This window comes from Mycolicibacterium sp. XJ662, from assembly GCF_053484035.1.
Genome location: NZ_JBEFTL010000017.1, coordinates 28847 through 44775, shown reverse-complemented (window position 1 = coordinate 44775; position 15929 = coordinate 28847). Strand labels below are relative to the sequence as shown.

At 62.9% G+C, this 15929-nt stretch carries 17 protein-coding genes and 1 pseudogene; 11 read left to right on the top strand and 7 right to left on the bottom strand.

The genetic code is table 11. The features are described from left to right. The 5 genes from ABQE93_RS26610 to cyp141 all read left to right on the top strand — a co-directional run. On the top strand, positions 1-799 hold a 799-nt coding region (locus ABQE93_RS26610; RefSeq protein WP_448438084.1), incomplete at its 5' end, for a sulfurtransferase. A gap of 1 nt (position 800) precedes the next feature. After that, positions 801-1103: a DUF1416 domain-containing protein gene (locus ABQE93_RS26605; RefSeq protein ID WP_003404278.1), complete on the top strand. Its 303-nt coding sequence runs from the start codon at positions 801-803 to the stop codon at positions 1101-1103. Positions 1104-1123: 20 nt separating this feature from the next. After that, positions 1124-1567 (top strand): molybdenum cofactor biosynthesis protein MoaE, encoded by a 444-nt coding sequence (locus ABQE93_RS26600; protein ID WP_003899923.1) that lies wholly within the window; start codon positions 1124-1126, stop codon positions 1565-1567. After that, a complete protein-coding gene (locus tag ABQE93_RS26595; protein ID WP_003899924.1) occupies positions 1564-2166 on the top strand; it encodes a class I SAM-dependent methyltransferase in 603 nt (200 codons plus the stop codon). Before ABQE93_RS26600 ends, ABQE93_RS26595 begins: the two co-directional genes overlap by 4 nt. 334 nt (positions 2167-2500) lie before the next feature. Next, the gene (gene cyp141 / locus ABQE93_RS26590; RefSeq protein WP_003899925.1) at positions 2501-3703 is read left to right on the top strand and encodes a cytochrome P450 Cyp141; all 1203 of its coding nucleotides are present in this window, start codon (positions 2501-2503) and stop codon (positions 3701-3703) included. Between the two features lie 81 nt (positions 3704-3784). Here cyp141 and ABQE93_RS26585 read toward each other — a convergent pair. Next, positions 3785-3904, bottom strand: a pseudogene (locus tag ABQE93_RS26585) (IS200/IS605 family transposase); the annotation flags it as partial. Positions 3905-4125: 221 nt separating this feature from the next. Here ABQE93_RS26585 and ABQE93_RS26580 point away from each other — a divergent pair. From ABQE93_RS26580 to moaR1, 3 genes are all read left to right on the top strand, one after another. Continuing rightward, positions 4126-4551: a DUF6788 family protein gene (locus tag ABQE93_RS26580; protein WP_003912101.1), complete on the top strand. Its 426-nt coding sequence runs from the start codon at positions 4126-4128 to the stop codon at positions 4549-4551. Between the two features lie 9 nt (positions 4552-4560). Next, positions 4561-5055: a hypothetical protein gene (locus ABQE93_RS26575; RefSeq protein ID WP_003901547.1), complete on the top strand. Its 495-nt coding sequence runs from the start codon at positions 4561-4563 to the stop codon at positions 5053-5055. A gap of 442 nt (positions 5056-5497) precedes the next feature. Further along, the gene (gene moaR1, locus ABQE93_RS26570) at positions 5498-6367 is read left to right on the top strand and encodes a transcriptional regulator MoaR1 (protein ID WP_015630713.1); all 870 of its coding nucleotides are present in this window, start codon (positions 5498-5500) and stop codon (positions 6365-6367) included. A 100-nt stretch (positions 6368-6467) separates the two neighbouring features. On the opposite strand, the gene ABQE93_RS26565 is transcribed toward moaR1, so the two are convergent. Beyond that, positions 6468-7643 carry a PPE family protein gene (locus ABQE93_RS26565; protein WP_448438083.1) on the bottom strand — a complete coding sequence of 392 codons (1176 nt, stop codon included), beginning with the start codon at positions 7641-7643 and terminating at the stop codon, positions 6468-6470. A 495-nt stretch (positions 7644-8138) separates the two neighbouring features. Between ABQE93_RS26565 and ABQE93_RS26560 the strand changes: the two genes are divergently transcribed. Beyond that, complete coding sequence (locus ABQE93_RS26560; protein ID WP_003416354.1) at positions 8139-9173, top strand: Acg family FMN-binding oxidoreductase; 1035 nt, start codon at positions 8139-8141, stop codon at positions 9171-9173. On the opposite strand, the gene ABQE93_RS26555 is transcribed toward ABQE93_RS26560, so the two are convergent. Both ABQE93_RS26555 and ABQE93_RS26550 read right to left on the bottom strand, forming a co-directional pair. After that, positions 9160-9510, bottom strand: a complete 351-nt coding sequence (locus tag ABQE93_RS26555) for a hypothetical protein (protein WP_003416355.1) — start codon at positions 9508-9510, stop codon at positions 9160-9162. The two genes, ABQE93_RS26560 and ABQE93_RS26555, sit on opposite strands and share 14 nt — an antisense overlap. Positions 9511-9591: 81 nt before the next feature. Continuing rightward, a complete protein-coding gene (locus tag ABQE93_RS26550; RefSeq protein ID WP_003904179.1) occupies positions 9592-10173 on the bottom strand; it encodes an integrase catalytic domain-containing protein in 582 nt (193 codons plus the stop codon). 478 nt (positions 10174-10651) lie between these two features. Here ABQE93_RS26550 and ABQE93_RS26545 point away from each other — a divergent pair, with 478 nt between their 5' ends. After that, entirely contained in the window at positions 10652-10984 is a 333-nt protein-coding gene (locus tag ABQE93_RS26545) for a pyridoxamine 5'-phosphate oxidase family protein (protein WP_003416360.1), read from the top strand. Here ABQE93_RS26545 and tgs1 read toward each other — a convergent pair. Then, positions 10967-12358: a diacylglycerol O-acyltransferase gene (gene tgs1 / locus ABQE93_RS26540; protein ID WP_003899932.1), complete on the bottom strand. Its 1392-nt coding sequence runs from the start codon at positions 12356-12358 to the stop codon at positions 10967-10969. The two genes, ABQE93_RS26545 and tgs1, sit on opposite strands and share 18 nt — an antisense overlap. Before the next feature lie 184 nt (positions 12359-12542). On the opposite strand from tgs1, the gene ABQE93_RS26535 reads away from it, so the two are divergent. After that, complete coding sequence (locus tag ABQE93_RS26535; protein WP_003416362.1) at positions 12543-13541, top strand: Acg family FMN-binding oxidoreductase; 999 nt, start codon at positions 12543-12545, stop codon at positions 13539-13541. Here the strand turns inward: ABQE93_RS26535 and dosS are convergent. Further along, positions 13521-15257 carry a hypoxia sensor histidine kinase DosS/DevS gene (dosS, locus tag ABQE93_RS26530; protein ID WP_003899933.1) on the bottom strand — a complete coding sequence of 579 codons (1737 nt, stop codon included), beginning with the start codon at positions 15255-15257 and terminating at the stop codon, positions 13521-13523. The genes ABQE93_RS26535 and dosS overlap by 21 nt on opposite strands. Further along, positions 15254-15907, bottom strand: a complete 654-nt coding sequence (dosR, locus tag ABQE93_RS26525; RefSeq protein WP_015630715.1) for a hypoxia response regulator transcription factor DosR/DevR — start codon at positions 15905-15907, stop codon at positions 15254-15256. Before dosR ends, dosS begins: the two co-directional genes overlap by 4 nt. Positions 15908-15929 lie beyond the last annotated feature (22 nt).

Here is a 15929-nt window from a genome sequence, read left to right as displayed (position 1 = left end):
GGCTGAGAGCAATCTGCACGCGCCGAAGGTCGTTTTCGTCGAAGTGGACGAGGACACCAGTGCATATGACCGTGACCATATTGCCGGCGCGATCAAGTTGGACTGGCGCACCGACCTGCAGGATCCGGTCAAACGTGACTTCGTCGACGCCCAGCAATTCTCCAAGCTGCTGTCCGAGCGTGGCATCGCCAACGAGGACACGGTGATCCTGTACGGCGGCAACAACAATTGGTTCGCCGCCTACGCGTACTGGTATTTCAAGCTCTACGGCCATGAGAAGGTCAAGTTGCTCGACGGCGGCCGCAAGAAGTGGGAGCTCGACGGACGCCCGCTGTCCAGCGACCCGGTCAGCCGGCCGGTGACCTCCTACACCGCCTCCCCGCCGGATAACACGATTCGGGCATTCCGCGACGAGGTCCTGGCGGCCATCAACGTCAAGAACCTCATCGACGTGCGCTCTCCCGACGAGTTCTCCGGCAAGATCCTGGCCCCCGCGCACCTGCCGCAGGAACAAAGCCAGCGGCCCGGACACATTCCTGGTGCCATCAACGTGCCGTGGAGCAGGGCCGCCAACGAGGACGGCACCTTCAAGTCCGATGAGGAGTTGGCCAAGCTTTACGCCGACGCCGGCCTAGACAACAGCAAGGAAACGATTGCCTACTGCCGAATCGGGGAACGGTCCTCGCACACCTGGTTCGTGTTGCGGGAATTACTCGGACACCAAAACGTCAAGAACTACGACGGCAGTTGGACAGAATACGGCTCCCTGGTGGGCGCCCCGATCGAGTTGGGAAGCTGATATGTGCTCTGGACCCAAGCAAGGACTGACATTGCCGGCCAGCGTCGACCTGGAAAAAGAAACGGTGATCACCGGCCGCGTAGTGGACGGTGACGGCCAGGCCGTGGGCGGCGCGTTCGTGCGGCTGCTGGACTCCTCCGACGAGTTCACCGCGGAGGTCGTCGCGTCGGCCACCGGCGATTTCCGGTTCTTCGCCGCGCCCGGATCCTGGACGCTGCGCGCGCTGTCGGCGGCCGGCAACGGCGACGCGGTGGTGCAGCCCTCGGGCGCGGGCATCCACGAGGTAGACGTCAAGATCACCTGATAGCTAGGAAGGATGTCTGAATGGCCAATGTGGTAGCTGAAGGTGCCTACCCTTACTGTCGGCTCACTGATCAGCCGCTGAGTGTGGACGAAGTGCTAGCCGCCGTCTCGGGCCCCGAACAAGGCGGCATTGTCATATTTGTGGGAAACGTGCGTGACCACAATGCCGGGCATGATGTCACGCGGTTGTTCTACGAGGCGTATCCGCCGATGGTGATTCGGACATTGATGTCGATCATCGGACGGTGTGAAGACAAGGCCGAGGGTGTCCGCGTTGCTGTCGCGCACCGGACCGGTGAATTGCAAATCGGTGATGCCGCGGTCGTTATTGGCGCGTCAGCTCCCCACCGTGCGGAGGCATTTGACGCCGCGCGTATGTGTATCGAGTTGCTTAAGCAGGAAGTGCCGATTTGGAAGAAGGAATTCAGCTCGACCGGTGCTGAATGGGTCGGCGATAGACCATGAGTCCGTCTCCATCGGCCCTGCTCGCCGACCACCCGGACCGCATTCGTTGGAACGCGAAATACGAGTGCGCTGACCCCACGGAGGCGGTATTTGCGCCCATATCCTGGCTCGGCGACGTGCTGCAGTTCGGGGTGCCAGAAGGGCCGGTTCTGGAACTGGCGTGCGGTCGGTCCGGCACCGCGCTGGGGCTAGCCGCGGCGGGCCGCTGCGTGACTGCGATCGACGTTTCCGATACCGCGTTGGTTCAGCTCGAGCTCGAAGCGACCCGACGGGAATTGGCCGATCGCCTCACACTGGTGCACGCCGATCTCTGCTCCTGGCAGTCGGGGGATGGACGCTTTGCTCTGGTACTTTGCCGACTATTCTGGCATCCGCCCACTTTTCGCCAGGCTTGCGAGGCTGTGGCGCCGGGCGGTGTAGTGGCGTGGGAGGCATGGCGGCGGCCCATCGATGTCGCTCGGGATACCCGTCGAGCCGAATGGTGCTTGAAGCCAGGCCAGCCCGAGTCTGAACTTCCCGCCGGCTTCACGGTGATTCGGGTGGTCGACACCGATGGTTCAGAGCCGTCGCGGCGCATCATCGCCCAACGGTCACTGTGAACGGTCCCTGGTTGTATGCGCACGTCCTTTGTTGAGAACCCGTTTCGCACCGCTCCGATACCGCCAGTCTGATGCACCGACCGCGCCGCCTCCCACCCGCGGAAGCTAACGAGGTGTGCATGAAACCGGGGCGGTTCAGCAGCCCGGTTAATTGACAATCTGTGAAGAGGTTCCCACGACAATGGGCACGTTGGGCTCGCGATGTCGCGCGATTCGAGCGAGGTTGGGTGACGTTCCCGTTTGAGGATCTCGCCCCAGGGCGATGGGTTGGCGGGATGTCGATGTACCCGGAAGAGCAAAACGTGGCATGCGATAACGATCCGAGAGGAGTGCGATGACAAGCACCTCGATTCCGACGTTCCCGTTCGACCGGCCGGTCCCGACGGAGCCGTCCCCAATGCTGTCGGAACTGAGAAACAGCTGTCCGGTAGCCCCGATAGAGTTGCCCTCGGGGCACACAGCATGGCTCGTCACTCGCTTTGACGATGTAAAGGGAGTGCTGTCCGACAAGCGTTTCAGCTGCAGGGCGGCAGCGCACCCGTCGTCGCCCCCGTTCGTGCCGTTCGTGCAGCTTTGCCCCAGCTTGTTGAGCATCGATGGGCCCCAACACACCGCGGCCCGCCGTCTGCTCGCGCAGGGCCTAAATCCCGGCTTCATCGCACGCATGCGGCCCGTTGTCCAACAGATCGTCGACAATGCGCTCGACGATCTGGCAGCCGCGGAACCACCGGTGGACTTCCAGGAAATAGTAAGTGTCCCTATCGGAGAACAGCTCATGGCCAAGCTACTCGGGGTCGAGCCCGAAACCGTGCACGAGCTCGCGGCGCACGTGGATGCGGCGATGTCCGTGTGTGAGATCGGCGACGAGGAGGTGAGCCGGCGGTGGTCAGCACTGTGCACGATGGTCATCGACATACTGCACCGCAAGCTCGCCGAACCGGGTGATGACCTACTTAGCACGATCGCCCAGGCGAACCGGCAACAGTCCACCATGACCGACGAGCAGGTTGTCGGCATGCTCCTCACCGTCGTGATCGGAGGAGTCGACACACCGATCGCCGTGATCACAAACGGGCTGGCGAGCCTGCTGCACCACCGCGATCAATATGAACGGCTCGTTGAAGACCCAGGCCGTGTCGCTCGTGCGGTTGAAGAAATAGTCCGGTTTAATCCGGCAACTGAAATTGAGCACTTGCGAGTTGTCACCGAGGATGTCGTCATTGCCGGAACCGCGCTATCGGCGGGGAGCCCAGCATTTACCTCTATCACTTCGGCTAACCGCGACTCCGACCAATTCCTGGACCCCGATGAGTTTGATGTCGAACGTAATCCGAACGAACACATAGCATTTGGATATGGTCCACATGCTTGCCCGGCCTCAGCGTATTCACGCATGTGCTTGACGACGTTCTTCACCTCGCTTACCCAGCGATTTCCGCAACTTCAACTCGCAAGACCGTTTGAGGATTTGGAACGACGGGGTAAGGGCCTACATTCGGTGGGGATCAAGGAACTCCTTGTTACCTGGCCGACGTGACCCCGCGTGCCAGCAAGGGACTGTTGACTTCTCCGACGGATGAAAGCCGCCCTGGAATATCCAACCGCTCCTGCTCCTCGGTCAACTCAAGCCGAAACCGCCAACGGTGGCCACAAAATACGAGTTCGTCCACAACGTCGGCAGCCGGGACCGCAACCACGCAAACTCCTCACGCACTACCCGCAACCGACGGCCCCTAATTGGGGTTGGGCCCATGATCGGTTGGCGGCTCATCAGGCGGTGCAGGATCTTGGTGTGCCCGCCTCGGCGCGGCGGAGCCGGGGTCGAGCATCTCTTTGCGAGTGATGAAGGCACAGCCCCGGCGCGGGGTGGGTGTGCAACACGAATGTAGGTAGCGGGAGTTGAGGCTGGGCGCGGTGTATTCTGGTTGTTGGATAAACAACCAGAATAGGGAGACGCGGGTGGGCGAGGACTCGCTGGAGGATCTGGAGCAGCGGCGAGCGCGACTGTATGACCAGTTGGCCGCGACCGGCGATTTCCGGCGCGGCTCGATCAGTGAGAACTATCGCCGCTGCGGCAAGCCCAATTGTGTGTGCGCGCAAGAGGGTCACCCCGGGCATGGGCCGCGATATTTGTGGACGCGCACGGTGGCCGGGCGGGGTACCAAGGGGCGGCAGCTCTCGGTCGAGGAGGTGGACAAGGTGCGCGCCGAGTTGGCCAACTATCACCGTTTCGCGCAGGTCAGTGAGCAGATCGTGGCGGTCAACGAGGCGATCTGCGAGGCCCGCCCACCGAACCCGGCGGCCACGGCGCCCCCGGCCGGCACAACGGGGCACAAAAAAGGGGGCTCTGCGACCAGATCGCGGCGGAGTTCACCGCCGAGGTAGAGCGGCTGGTTGCGCTCGCGGTCGGTGCGCTGGGATCCTCGGTGCCGACCTGGTCGCAGTGGAGTTGGCGATCCGCACTGCGATGACCCGGCTGGGCTCCTCGCTGCTGGAGCAGCTGCTGGGCGCCGACACCGGGCACCGGGGCCAGCGCATCGATTGCGGGCAAGGGCATTGCGCGTGGTTCGTCGGTTACCGCGACAAGAACCTCGATACCGTGCTGGACCGGGTCCGGTTGCTCCGCGCCTGCTACCACTGCCGCACCTGCGGGCGTGGGATGGCGCCCCCTGGATCTGGAACCTGGCCACCGCGATCCTGCCCGAAGCCACCCCGATCGTGGACCTCTACCACGCTCGCCAGCACGTCCACGACCTCGCCGGCCAGCTCGCACCCGCCCTCGGCGAACACCACAGTGACTGGCTGACCGCCCGGCTGGTCGACCTCGACTCCGGCGACATCGAAACGCTGGTTCAACAACCGATCGGGCAGCACACCGGTCACACGTAACGAAGTGTGCATGAAACCCGGAGTGGTTCAGGGGTCCGCCGCGCTCGTCCGCGCTGTGAGGGTCTCGGCACTACCACGAGATGAGATCGAGGCACCAGGTGCATTGTGCACCACATTCTGGCGATGTTGGTGAGGTTTGTTCCTGCGCCCGTCCGTGGCGCGTTCGGGATCGTTGGGGTTGGCCGGTTGCCCACCTCGGCGGAAGCGGACGGTGAGCGCGGCCGAGTCGTCGACATTTGGCGGTAGGAGGTTTCGATGCTGTTTGTCAGCGTGGCCCCGGAGTCGGTAGGGGTGGCGGCGGCGACTCTTGTTGGGCCCCCGTTGATCGGCAACGGCGCCGATCGGCCCCCGGCACCGGACAAGCCGGCGGGATCTTGTGGGGCAACGGCCGTTTTCGCCCAATCACAGGAGTGGAGTTTTGAACGCAACGACGGCAGGTGCTGTGCAATTCAACGTCTTAGGACCACTGGAACTAAACCTCCGGGGCACCAAACTGCCATTGGGAACGCCGAAACAACGTGCCGTGCTCGCCATGCTGTTGCTATCCCGGAACCAAGTCGTAGCGGCCGACGCACTGGTCCAGGCAATCTGGGAGAAGTCGTCACCTGCACGAGCCCGACGCACCGTCCACACGTACATTTGCAACCTTCGCCGGACCCTGAGCGATGCAGGCGTTGATTCGCGCAACATCTTGGTTAGTGAGCCGCCGGGCTATCGCCTTCTCATTGGAGATCGACAGCAATGCGATCTCGACCGTTTCGTGGCAGCGAAAGAATCGGGACTGCGCGCTTCTGCCAAAGGATATTTTAGCGAGGCGATCCGTTATCTAGATTCGGCCTTGCAGAATTGGCGCGGTCCAGTACTGGGGGACCTACGCAGCTTTATGTTTGTCCAAATGTTCAGCAGGGCGTTGACCGAAGATGAGCTCCTCGTCCATACGAAGCTGGCCGAAGCTGCAATCGCCTGCGGACGCGCCGACGTCGTTATCCCTAAATTGGAAAGACTCGTTGCGATGCATCCTTATCGCGAGTCGTTATGGAAGCAGTTAATGCTCGGCTACTACGTGAACGAATACCAGTCCGCGGCAATCGACGCATATCATAGACTCAAGTCCACGCTCGCAGAGGAACTCGGTGTTGAGCCGGCACCCACGATACGTGCGCTCTACCACAAAATTCTTCGCCAATTGCCCATGGACGATCTCGTCGGCCGAGTCACGCGTGGCAGGGTTGACTTGCGTGGCGGCAACGGCGCTAAGGTAGAGGAACTGACCGAGAGCGATAAGGATCTCCTTCCCATCGGTTTGGCATAACTACGCCCCTCAATGCAAGCGAGCTGATTCGATGTTGTCGAGCCGGAGCCCGCTCCGACCTCCGTCACACAGACCGGACTACGAATACTGACCCGCGCTGCTAGCCAACCCCGGTTCGTGGAATCACAGTGAGACGTGCCTGCGTGACATGCCAACCCGCACCATCACGATCCATCAGCCCACCGGGCATACCAGCGCCGGCACCGCTAATACTCATTGGCATCAGCATCATCGGCATACCACCACCGGCGGCCCCGGCCGCCTGCGTCAGCGCGACTGGGTTAGGCGGCACACCCAACCCGGACATCGCTGAAGAAGCCATCGAAATGGGTATCGACCCCCGCCACGTCGGCGGCACCGACATCGACCCCACCAACTGAGCCTGCCCTAAGCCAGCGGACATCCCCGCACCCAATTCCCGACCGCCTAGCGGCTTGAACGCCGGAATAGCCGCACCACTCGGGTTCGGCGTATTCGCGGCAGCCAACCCGCCAGCCGGCGGACCTAACCTGGTCGCGCTTTCACGCGCCATACTCGCCAACGTCGTTATCGGCGACGTCAGGATGCGGACCGGGAGAAACAACATCGACGCATGTTGCAACGGCAGCTGCGACACCAGCGACTGCATCCCGCTCATCACGGTCGGCACCGACGCCATCGCACCCTCGACCACCGGCGTCACGGCAGCCGACGCCGTCGTCGCCATCCCGGCAACCTGGGTACCCACCTGCGCGGCCAACCCGGCTAAGCTCACCGGCGGCAGACTAAATGGCGCCAACGTCGCCGCCACGGACTTTGCCCCAGCGTGATAGCCCACCATCGCAGCCACATCCTGAGCCCACATCTCCAGGTAATCGAACTCCGTGGCTGCGATCGCCGGGGTGTTCTGACCCAAAACGTTCGCCGCTATCAACGACGCCAGCGACACCCGATTCGCCGTCACCGCCGTCGGATGCACCGTGGCCGCCAACGCGGCCTCAAACGCCGTCGCTGCCGCGCGAGCCTGAATGGCCGCCAGCTGCGCCTGCGACGCCACCGTGCTCAACCACCCGACATACGGAGACGCGGCAGCAGCCATCGACATCGACGCCGGACCGGTCCACGGCCCAGTCGTCAACGCGGCGAGCACCGACTCAAACGACGATGCCGATGCCCACAAATCCGCGGCTAGCCCCTCCCACGCCGAGGCCGCCGCAAACAACGGCCCCGAGCCGGCTCCGGCAAACATGCGCGCCGAGTTGATCTCCGGCGGCAGCCACGAAAAGCCCAAAACCATCGCAACCCCAGCCCAATCAGCCGCCCAGAAGGGTCTCGTACAAGGGTTAACTAAACAATCGTTACCGAATGAATCGACACATCGTGACGCACCGATGGCTCAGCACGCCGGACTTCTAGAACAACGAGCACAACGGATATGATGCGGCAGGCATCTTCATGGATTGTCAATGACAGCCCAAACCGCCTTCGGCCACTGGCATTGGTGCACTGCACCGTGCGCCATTCGTGGCGACAACTGCGAGCGGGAGCGGGACCAAGGATGATGGTCCCGGTCGCGACGGGCGCGATCCCGCTCCGGAGTGGTCAACGCATCAAACGACAAAGCGCTCAGCTCATCGACCGCAGCATCGAGCCGGTCCAGCGCCGCGACCAAACTAGAATTCTCGCGCAGACACCGCTGAAACGACAGTGACGCAAGGGATTTCATTGAGAGGACCAATGACCCTATTTGATCAAACCGGATGACCATACCGTCAACGTTGTGGACATACAGGTGCTCAAGAACGCAGTCTTGCTGGCATGCCGGGCGCCGTCGGTGCACAACAGCCAGCCCTGGCGTTGGGTGGCCGAAAGCGGCTCCGAGCACACTACTGTGCACCTGTTCGTCAACCGCCACCGAACGGTGCCGGCCACCGACCATTCCGGCCGGCAAGCGATCATCAGTTGCGGTGCCGTACTCGATCACCTTCGCATCGCCATGACGGCCGCGCACTGGCAGGCGAATATCACTCGCTTTCCCCAGCCGAACCAACCTGACCAGTTGGCCACCGTCGAATTCAGTCCCATCGATCACGTCACGGCGGGACAGCGAAACCGCGCCCAGGCGATTCTGCAGCGCCGAACCGATCGGCTTCCGTTTGACAGCCCGATGTACTGGCACCTGTTTGAGCCCGCGCTGCGCGACGCCGTCGACAAAGACGTTGCGATGCTTGATGTGGTATCCGACGACCAGCGAACACGACTGGTGGTAGCGTCACAACTCAGCGAAGTCCTGCGGCGGGACGATCCGTACTATCACGCCGAACTCGAATGGTGGACTTCACCGTTCGTGCTGGCCCATGGTGTGCCGCCGGATACGCTGGCATCAGACGCCGAACGCTTGCGGGTTGACCTGGGCCGTGACTTCCCGGTCCGGAGCTACCAGAATCGCCGTGCCGAGCTAGCTGATGACCGATCGAAAGTCCTTGTGCTGTCGACCCCTAGCGACACGCGAGCCGACGCACTGAGGTGTGGCGAAGTGCTGTCGACCATCCTACTCGAGTGCACCATGGCCGGCATGGCTACCTGCACGTTGACCCATCTGATCGAATCCAGTGACAGTCGTGACATCGTGCGGGGCCTGACGAGGCAGCGAGGCGAGCCGCAAGCCTTGATCCGGGTAGGGATAGCCCCGCCGTTGGCAGCAGTTCCCGCCCCCACACCACGGCGGCCGCTGGACAGCGTCTTGCAGATTCGCCAGACGCCCGAGAAAGGGCGTAATGCCTCAGATAGAAATGCCCGTGAAACGGGTTGGTTCAGCCCGCCTTGATCAGGATGCCTTTGTGGATGTCGGGTAGGGCGGTGGGGATGTTAGCGAGGTAGAGCTGCTCGGTTTTCTCCTTGGCCAAGATGAGGAGTCGGTTCTGCAGGTCGGCGATTTTGCGGCCGATCTGGGCGGGGTTGAGGCTGTCTCGGTAGGTGATCAGGTCGGCCTGCTGGGCCGCGGAGAGCACCCTTGCGGCCAGTGGCCGGTCCAGCGGCGTCTGTGGGGCATCGTAGAGGCGTCGGCGGCGGCCGTCGGCGCTGCTGGCATACCCGATCGGTTTGATGGTCGGGGTGAGGTAGTTGAGGCGGTCGTTGACCAGCTTCCACATCCGGTTGAGCACGGCGCGTTCCTCGGCGGTGTCATAGCGGTAGTAGAACGCGTACTTGCGGACCAGGTGGTTGTTCTTGGACTCGATGGTGGCCTAGTGGTTTTTCTTGTACGGGCGAAAGCGGGTGAAGTAGATACCGTTGTCGCCGGCCCAGCTGATGACCGGCTTGTTGAGAAACACGGTGCCGTTGTCGAAATCTAAACCCGTTATCCCATGCGGGATCTCGGTGACAGAAGCTTTGAGCCCGGCGAGGATGTGGGTACGGGCGTTGTTGCGGACGGTGCGGGTGAACACCCATCCGATGTGCACGTCGGTCAAGTTCAGGGTGTGGGCGAACTCGCCTTTGAGCGTCGGACCGCAATGGGCGACGGTGTCGCCCTCGAAGAACCCCGGCTCCGCCTCGACCTCATCGCCGGCCCTGCGAACCTTGATCGAATTACGCAGCAGTGGTGAGGGTTTCGTCGTCGACACACCCGATATCTGGTCTTTGGCCTTCGCGGTCTTCAGATAACGATCGATGCTGGCCGCACTCATCGCCAACAGCTCCTCACGCACCTCGGGGCCATAGCGGTCACGCCCAAACTCCAACACACCGTGACGTTCCAACCCATCAAGCTGCAGCACCATCGAGGCGGCAAGATACTTCCCGCACTGCCCACCCGAGGCGGACCACACCCTCTGCAACACCTTCAGCGCGTCATAGGAGTACTTCAGCGAACGCGGTTTGCGCCGCCGCTTGGCAACACTGCGGCCCAGCCCCGGCGATAGCTTGGCCGCTGCGACAAGCCGGCGCCGCGCGTTATCACGTGACTAGCCCGTCAGGTCAACCACCTGGTCGAAAATCCGGCCCCGGCTCTTCTTCAAAGCCTGCACATACGCCTTGGCGTACCTGCTGGTGACCTCCGCGCGAGATCTCATCGACAACCCACTTCCCATGCCTCACGACGGTCACCATGTCGCGGGCATATTTACGTGAGGCACCGAGGGTGTTTCGCGGGCATTCTTGGTGAGTCAAGTCGAACGGTTGAGCCATGATCGACGATTCCGTTACCGTGCTGTCAGAAGACGAAAGTTGGCACCGGCTGGGCAGCGTTGCACTCGGTCGGCTAGTTACCACCTTTGCTGATGAGCCTGGGATCTTCCAGTCAATTTCGTGGTGCAAGGCCGCACCGTGCTGTTTCGTACCGCGGAGGGCGCCAAATTATTTTCAGCCGTCGCGAAGTGCGCGGTGGCTTTCGAGGCGGACGACCACAACGTTGCCGAGGGCTGGAGCGTGATCGTCAAGGTTCGCGCCCAGGTGCTGACGACCGACGCGGGGGTCCGCGAAGCCGAACGCGCCCAGTTACTACCGTGGACCGCGACGCTGAAACGTCACTGTGTGCGGGTGATCCCGTGGGAGATCACCGGCCGCCACTTCAGGTTCGGTCCGGAACCGGACCGCAGCCAGACCTTTGCCTGCGAGGCCTCGTCACACAACCAGCGATAGCGCTCCGCGCCTGCGAGTCACCTTGCGCCGCTTACTGATCGCCACCAGCCGTGCGACGGCGTCTTCAATTCCTCGCGCCAGCTGGCCGGCATCTGCTACCACGTCGTAGTCGGCCAGGATCCCGAAGTACAGGTCGTCGGCGTAGCTGAGCATCGCGACACTGGTGCGCAGTTGCATCGCGATCGGCGAAACCGGGTATAGGTCAAGCACCCGTCTGCCCATAATCTGCAGCGGCCGTCGTGGACCCGGCACATTTGTCGCCACGGTGACAACACCACGCTGCGGCAGCCGCATCAACAGCCCGACCGCCCATGCGGTCATGGGGAACGGAAGGCGGTTGGCAATCGCCATCAAAGTATTTCCGAATTGTCTCTGTCCCCCCGCCTTGGCCCGAGTCAGCCGCGAGTGCACGATCCGCAGCCGCTGCAGCGGGTTCTCTTGATCCACCGGCAGGTTGGGCAGCATTAACGAAACACGGTTATCGGTCTTGCTCAAAGCGCTGTTGGAACGCGTCGAGACCGGCACTAGCGTACGCAGCGAATCAAACCTAGGCCGCTCACCCCGCTGGATGAGGACGTTGCGGTAGCTTTCCGTAATCGCGGCAAGCGCAACATCATTGATGGTGACGTCGAATTTCCGGCACACCTGTTCGACGTCGGCGAGAGGGACCTTTGCTGCGCTGTAGCGACGCAAATCACTGATCGGCCCGTTCAACGACGACGCGGCGGGACTTAGCACGCCGGCCGCGATCTCACTGGCACCCTTGGCCGCGCGAACGATGCCTGCCATCACGGCGGTCGACGCGGTCAACGCCTCGCTTGGATTGACACGGAATCCACCCCGCCGCACAGATGCGGATTGCGACTGCATGGTCGTGTGGATGTTGCTCGCGAAGCTGTCGCTCATACTTTCATCGGAGAGCCCAGCTAGCAGGTGAGTCGCCGCGATTCCGTCGGCCATGCAGTGGTGCAGTTTGGTCAGGATCGCCCACTTGCTGTCCGCCAGGCCTTCGATGACCCAGACCTCCCACAGCGGTCGACCCCGGTCCAAACGACGCGCCATCAGATCGGCGATCAGCTCGAATAACTGGTCTTCGTTGCCAGGCCGCGGCAAGGCGATGCGCCACACATGACGGCCAAGATCGAAGTCGGGATCGTCCACCCATTTGGGTGCACCGAGGTCGAACGGGCGCAGGCGTAACCGCTGCCCGAACCGGGTACAGGGACGTAGGCGTTGAGCGAGCGACGATAAGAAGGCTTCCTGATCGGGAGCCGGCCCCTCGATGACCGCCAGAGCGCCGATTGCCAGACTCACGTGCCGATCCACGTCTTCTGCCTTGAGAAACCCGGCGTCAAGTGTCGTTAGGTGATTCATGGTCAGCGCCTTCCCCGGTGATCCGGATTATCTGCAACCGTCAGTACCACTCTCCGCTGCGAGGAGCCGTTGAGGCAGGGCCAAAGGTCCTCCGCTGGCGAGCCTTCGTGCTCTGCCACCGCGGCTGTCGACGCGCGATCCTTAATAGATGACCGCAGCCGTTGATGGGAAAGGCCCGGCAGCCATGAACACCCATTTCCCGGACGCCGAAACCGTGCGAACGGTTCTCACCCTGGCCGTCCGGGCCCCCTCCATCCACAACACGCAGCCGTGGCGGTGGCGGGTATGCCCGACGAGTCTGGAGCTGTTCTCTAGACCCGATATGCAGCTGCGTAGCACCGATCCGGACGGGCGTGAGTTGATCCTCAGCTGTGGTGTGGCATTGCACCACTGCGTCGTCGCTTTGGCGTCGCTGGGCTGGCAGGCCAAGGTAAACCGTTTCCCCGATCCCAAGGACCGCTGCCATCTGGCCACCATCGGGGTACAACCGCTTGTTCCCGATCAGGCCGATGTCGCCTTGGCGGCGGCCATACCGCGGCGACGCACCGATCGGCGCGCCTACAGTTGCTGGCCGGTGCCAGGAGGTGACATCGCGTTGATGGCCGCAAGAGCAGCCCGTGGCGGGGTCATGCTGCGGCAGGTCAGTGCCCTAGACCGAATGAAAGCCATTGTGGCGCAGGCTGTCTTGGACCACGTGACCGACGAGGAATATCTGCGCGAGCTCACCATTTGGAGTGGGCGCTACGGTTCAGTGGCCGGGGTTCCCGCCCGCAACGAGCCGCCATCAGACCCCAGTGCCCCGATCCCCGGTCGCCTGTTCGCCGGGCCCGGTCTGTCTCAGCCGTCCGACGTCTTACCCGCTGACGACGGCGCCGCGATCCTGGCACTAGGCACCGAGACAGACGACCGGTTGGCCCGGCTGCGCGCCGGCGAGGCCGCCAGCATCGTCTTGTTGACCGCGACGGCAATGGGGCTGGCGTGCTGCCCGATCACCGAACCGCTGGAGATCGCCAAGACCCGCGACGCGGTCCGTGCCGAGGTGTTCGGCGCCGGCGGCTACCCCCAGATGCTGCTGCGAGTGGGTTGGGCACCGATCAATGCCGACCCGTTGCCACCGACGCCACGGCGCGAACTGTCCCAGGTCGTTGAGTGGCCGGAAGAGCTACTGCGACAACGGTGCTGACCATCGCAGCACTGTTCCGCTCGCGCCCGGTACGCTCGCGAGGGTGAATTCGCCGCCGGCCTGCTCTGCCCGCTGCCGCAGGTTCGTTAAGCCGCTTCCGGTGAACTCGTCGGGCAGCCCGCGGCCGTTGTCGGTCACCTCGATGCACAAGTCGTCGTCGACTTTGACCCGGACGGTCAACGTGCTGGCCTTCGCATGGCGAACCGCGTTGCTGACCGCTTCCCGAACCACCGCCTCGGCCTGATCGGCGAGCGCGCTGTCGACCACCGACAATGGACCCACGAATTGAACGCTGGTGCGCAACCCCGAGTCGGCAAATTGGGCTACGGCCGCATCGATTCGCTGCCGGAGCCGAGTGATACCCTGCGATGCTCCGTGCAGGTCATAAATGGTGGTCCGGATTTCCTGTATAACGTCTTGCAGATCGTCTACCACGTCCGAGAGTCGTTGCTGCACTTCAGGATTACGTTCGTGCGGGACAGCACCCTGCAAAGCCAGGCCAATCGCGAAGAGCCGCTGGATGACATGGTCATGGAGGTCACGGGCGATACGATCCCGGTCGGTCAGTACGTCGAGTTCGCGCATCCGACGTTGCGAAGTGGCCAATTGCCAAGCCAGCGCGGCCTGGTCGGCGAACGCGGCCATCATCTCGAGTTGTTCGTCGGTGAAAGCCCCTGGACCGCCTTGACTCAGCACAACAACGACACCCGCTACGGTACCTCTGGCCCGCAGCGGCAACAGCAGCGCCGGACCTGCGTCGGCCAGTTCGTCCAGGCCTTCCAAATCGACCCGGTCGACCCGTCGCGGAATGCCGTTGACGAAGACCTCCCGCAGCACCGCGCCCGCCACCGGAATCGTTCGCCCAACAATGGAAGCCACAGCGCTGCCGACTGTTTCAATCACCAGCAGCTCCCCCACGTCAGCGGCAGGCATGTCCTCGTCGACGGGAACGGCTACCAGGGCAGCGTCAGCCGCCGTCAGCTTGAGCGCCTCCGCGGCGACAAGCCGGAACACCGTCGCGGGTTCGGTGCCGGACAACAACTCGGTGGCGATGTCACGGGTGGCCTCGATCCACGACTGACGCGCCTTAGCCTGCTGGTAGAGCCGGGCATTCGCGACTGCGATACCCGCGGCGGCCGCCAGCGCCTGGACCAGAACCTCGTCGTCGTCGCTGAACGGTTGCCCGTTGGTCTTGTCAGTCAGGTACAGAGTGCCGAACGATTCATCGCGCACCCGAACCGGTACCCCGAGGAAGGTACGCATCGGCGGATGATACGGCGGAAAACCAATCGAGGCCGGGTGCGCAGAAACATCGTCCAGCCGTAACGGTTTGGGATCTTCGATGAGCAGCCCGATGACGCCTAGGCCTTTCGGTAGGTGGCCGATCCGCCGAACGGTCTCCTCGTCGATGCCTTCATAGACAAAGTGCAATACCCGATGCTGCCGGTCGTGCACCTCCATAGCGCCATAGCGCGCATCGACAAGGCTGGTCGCTGAATGCACGATAGCGCGTAGGGTTGCCTCCAGGTCCAGGCCCGCTGTGACCACGAGCATGGCCTCCACCAGACCATCGAGGCGGTCCCGGCCCTCGACGATCTGCTCGACCCGGTCCTGCACCTCGACCAGCAGCTCGTGCAGGCGTAGTTGGGAGAGCGTGTGACGCAGTGGACGCATTGCGGCGCCGTCGTTTTCGTCGACGAGGCCCCCTGTTGTCATGGTCCATCACCGGGTGGCCGCGAGCGCTTCAACTCCGTCGCGAATACCGCGGCTTGCGTCCGACGTTCCATGCCCAGCTTGGCCAGCAACCGCGACACGTAGTTCTTCACCGTCTTTTCGGCTAGGAACATTCGGTCGGCGATCTGCTTGTTGGTCAGGCCCTCGCTAAGCAGGCCCAGTAGCGTCCGCTCCTGGTCGGTAAGGCCTGATAGCGGGTCCTGCTTCTCGGCGCCACCGCGCAGCTTGGCCATCAGCGCGGCCGCGGCCCGATTGTCCAGCAGCGACCGTCCAGCGCCCACATCTTTGACGGCGCGCGCCAACTCCATTCCCTTGATGTCTTTGACGACATATCCGCTGGCACCGGCGAGAATCGCATCTAGCATGGCCTCGTCAGAGGTGTAGGACGTGAGGATCAGACAGCGCAGATCGGGCATGCGGGACAACAGATCGCGGCACAGTTCAATGCCGTTGCCATCGGGCAACCGGACATCCAGCACCGCGACATCTGGGCGCGCGGCAGGAACCCTGGCCATCGCCTCGGCGACCGAACCCGCCTCACCTACGACGTCAAGCTCGGGATCGGCCCCAAGCAAGTCAACCAGACCACGACGCACCACCTCGTGGTCATCGACCAAGAAGACCTTTACCACCAGGGCACCACTCCCAAGATCC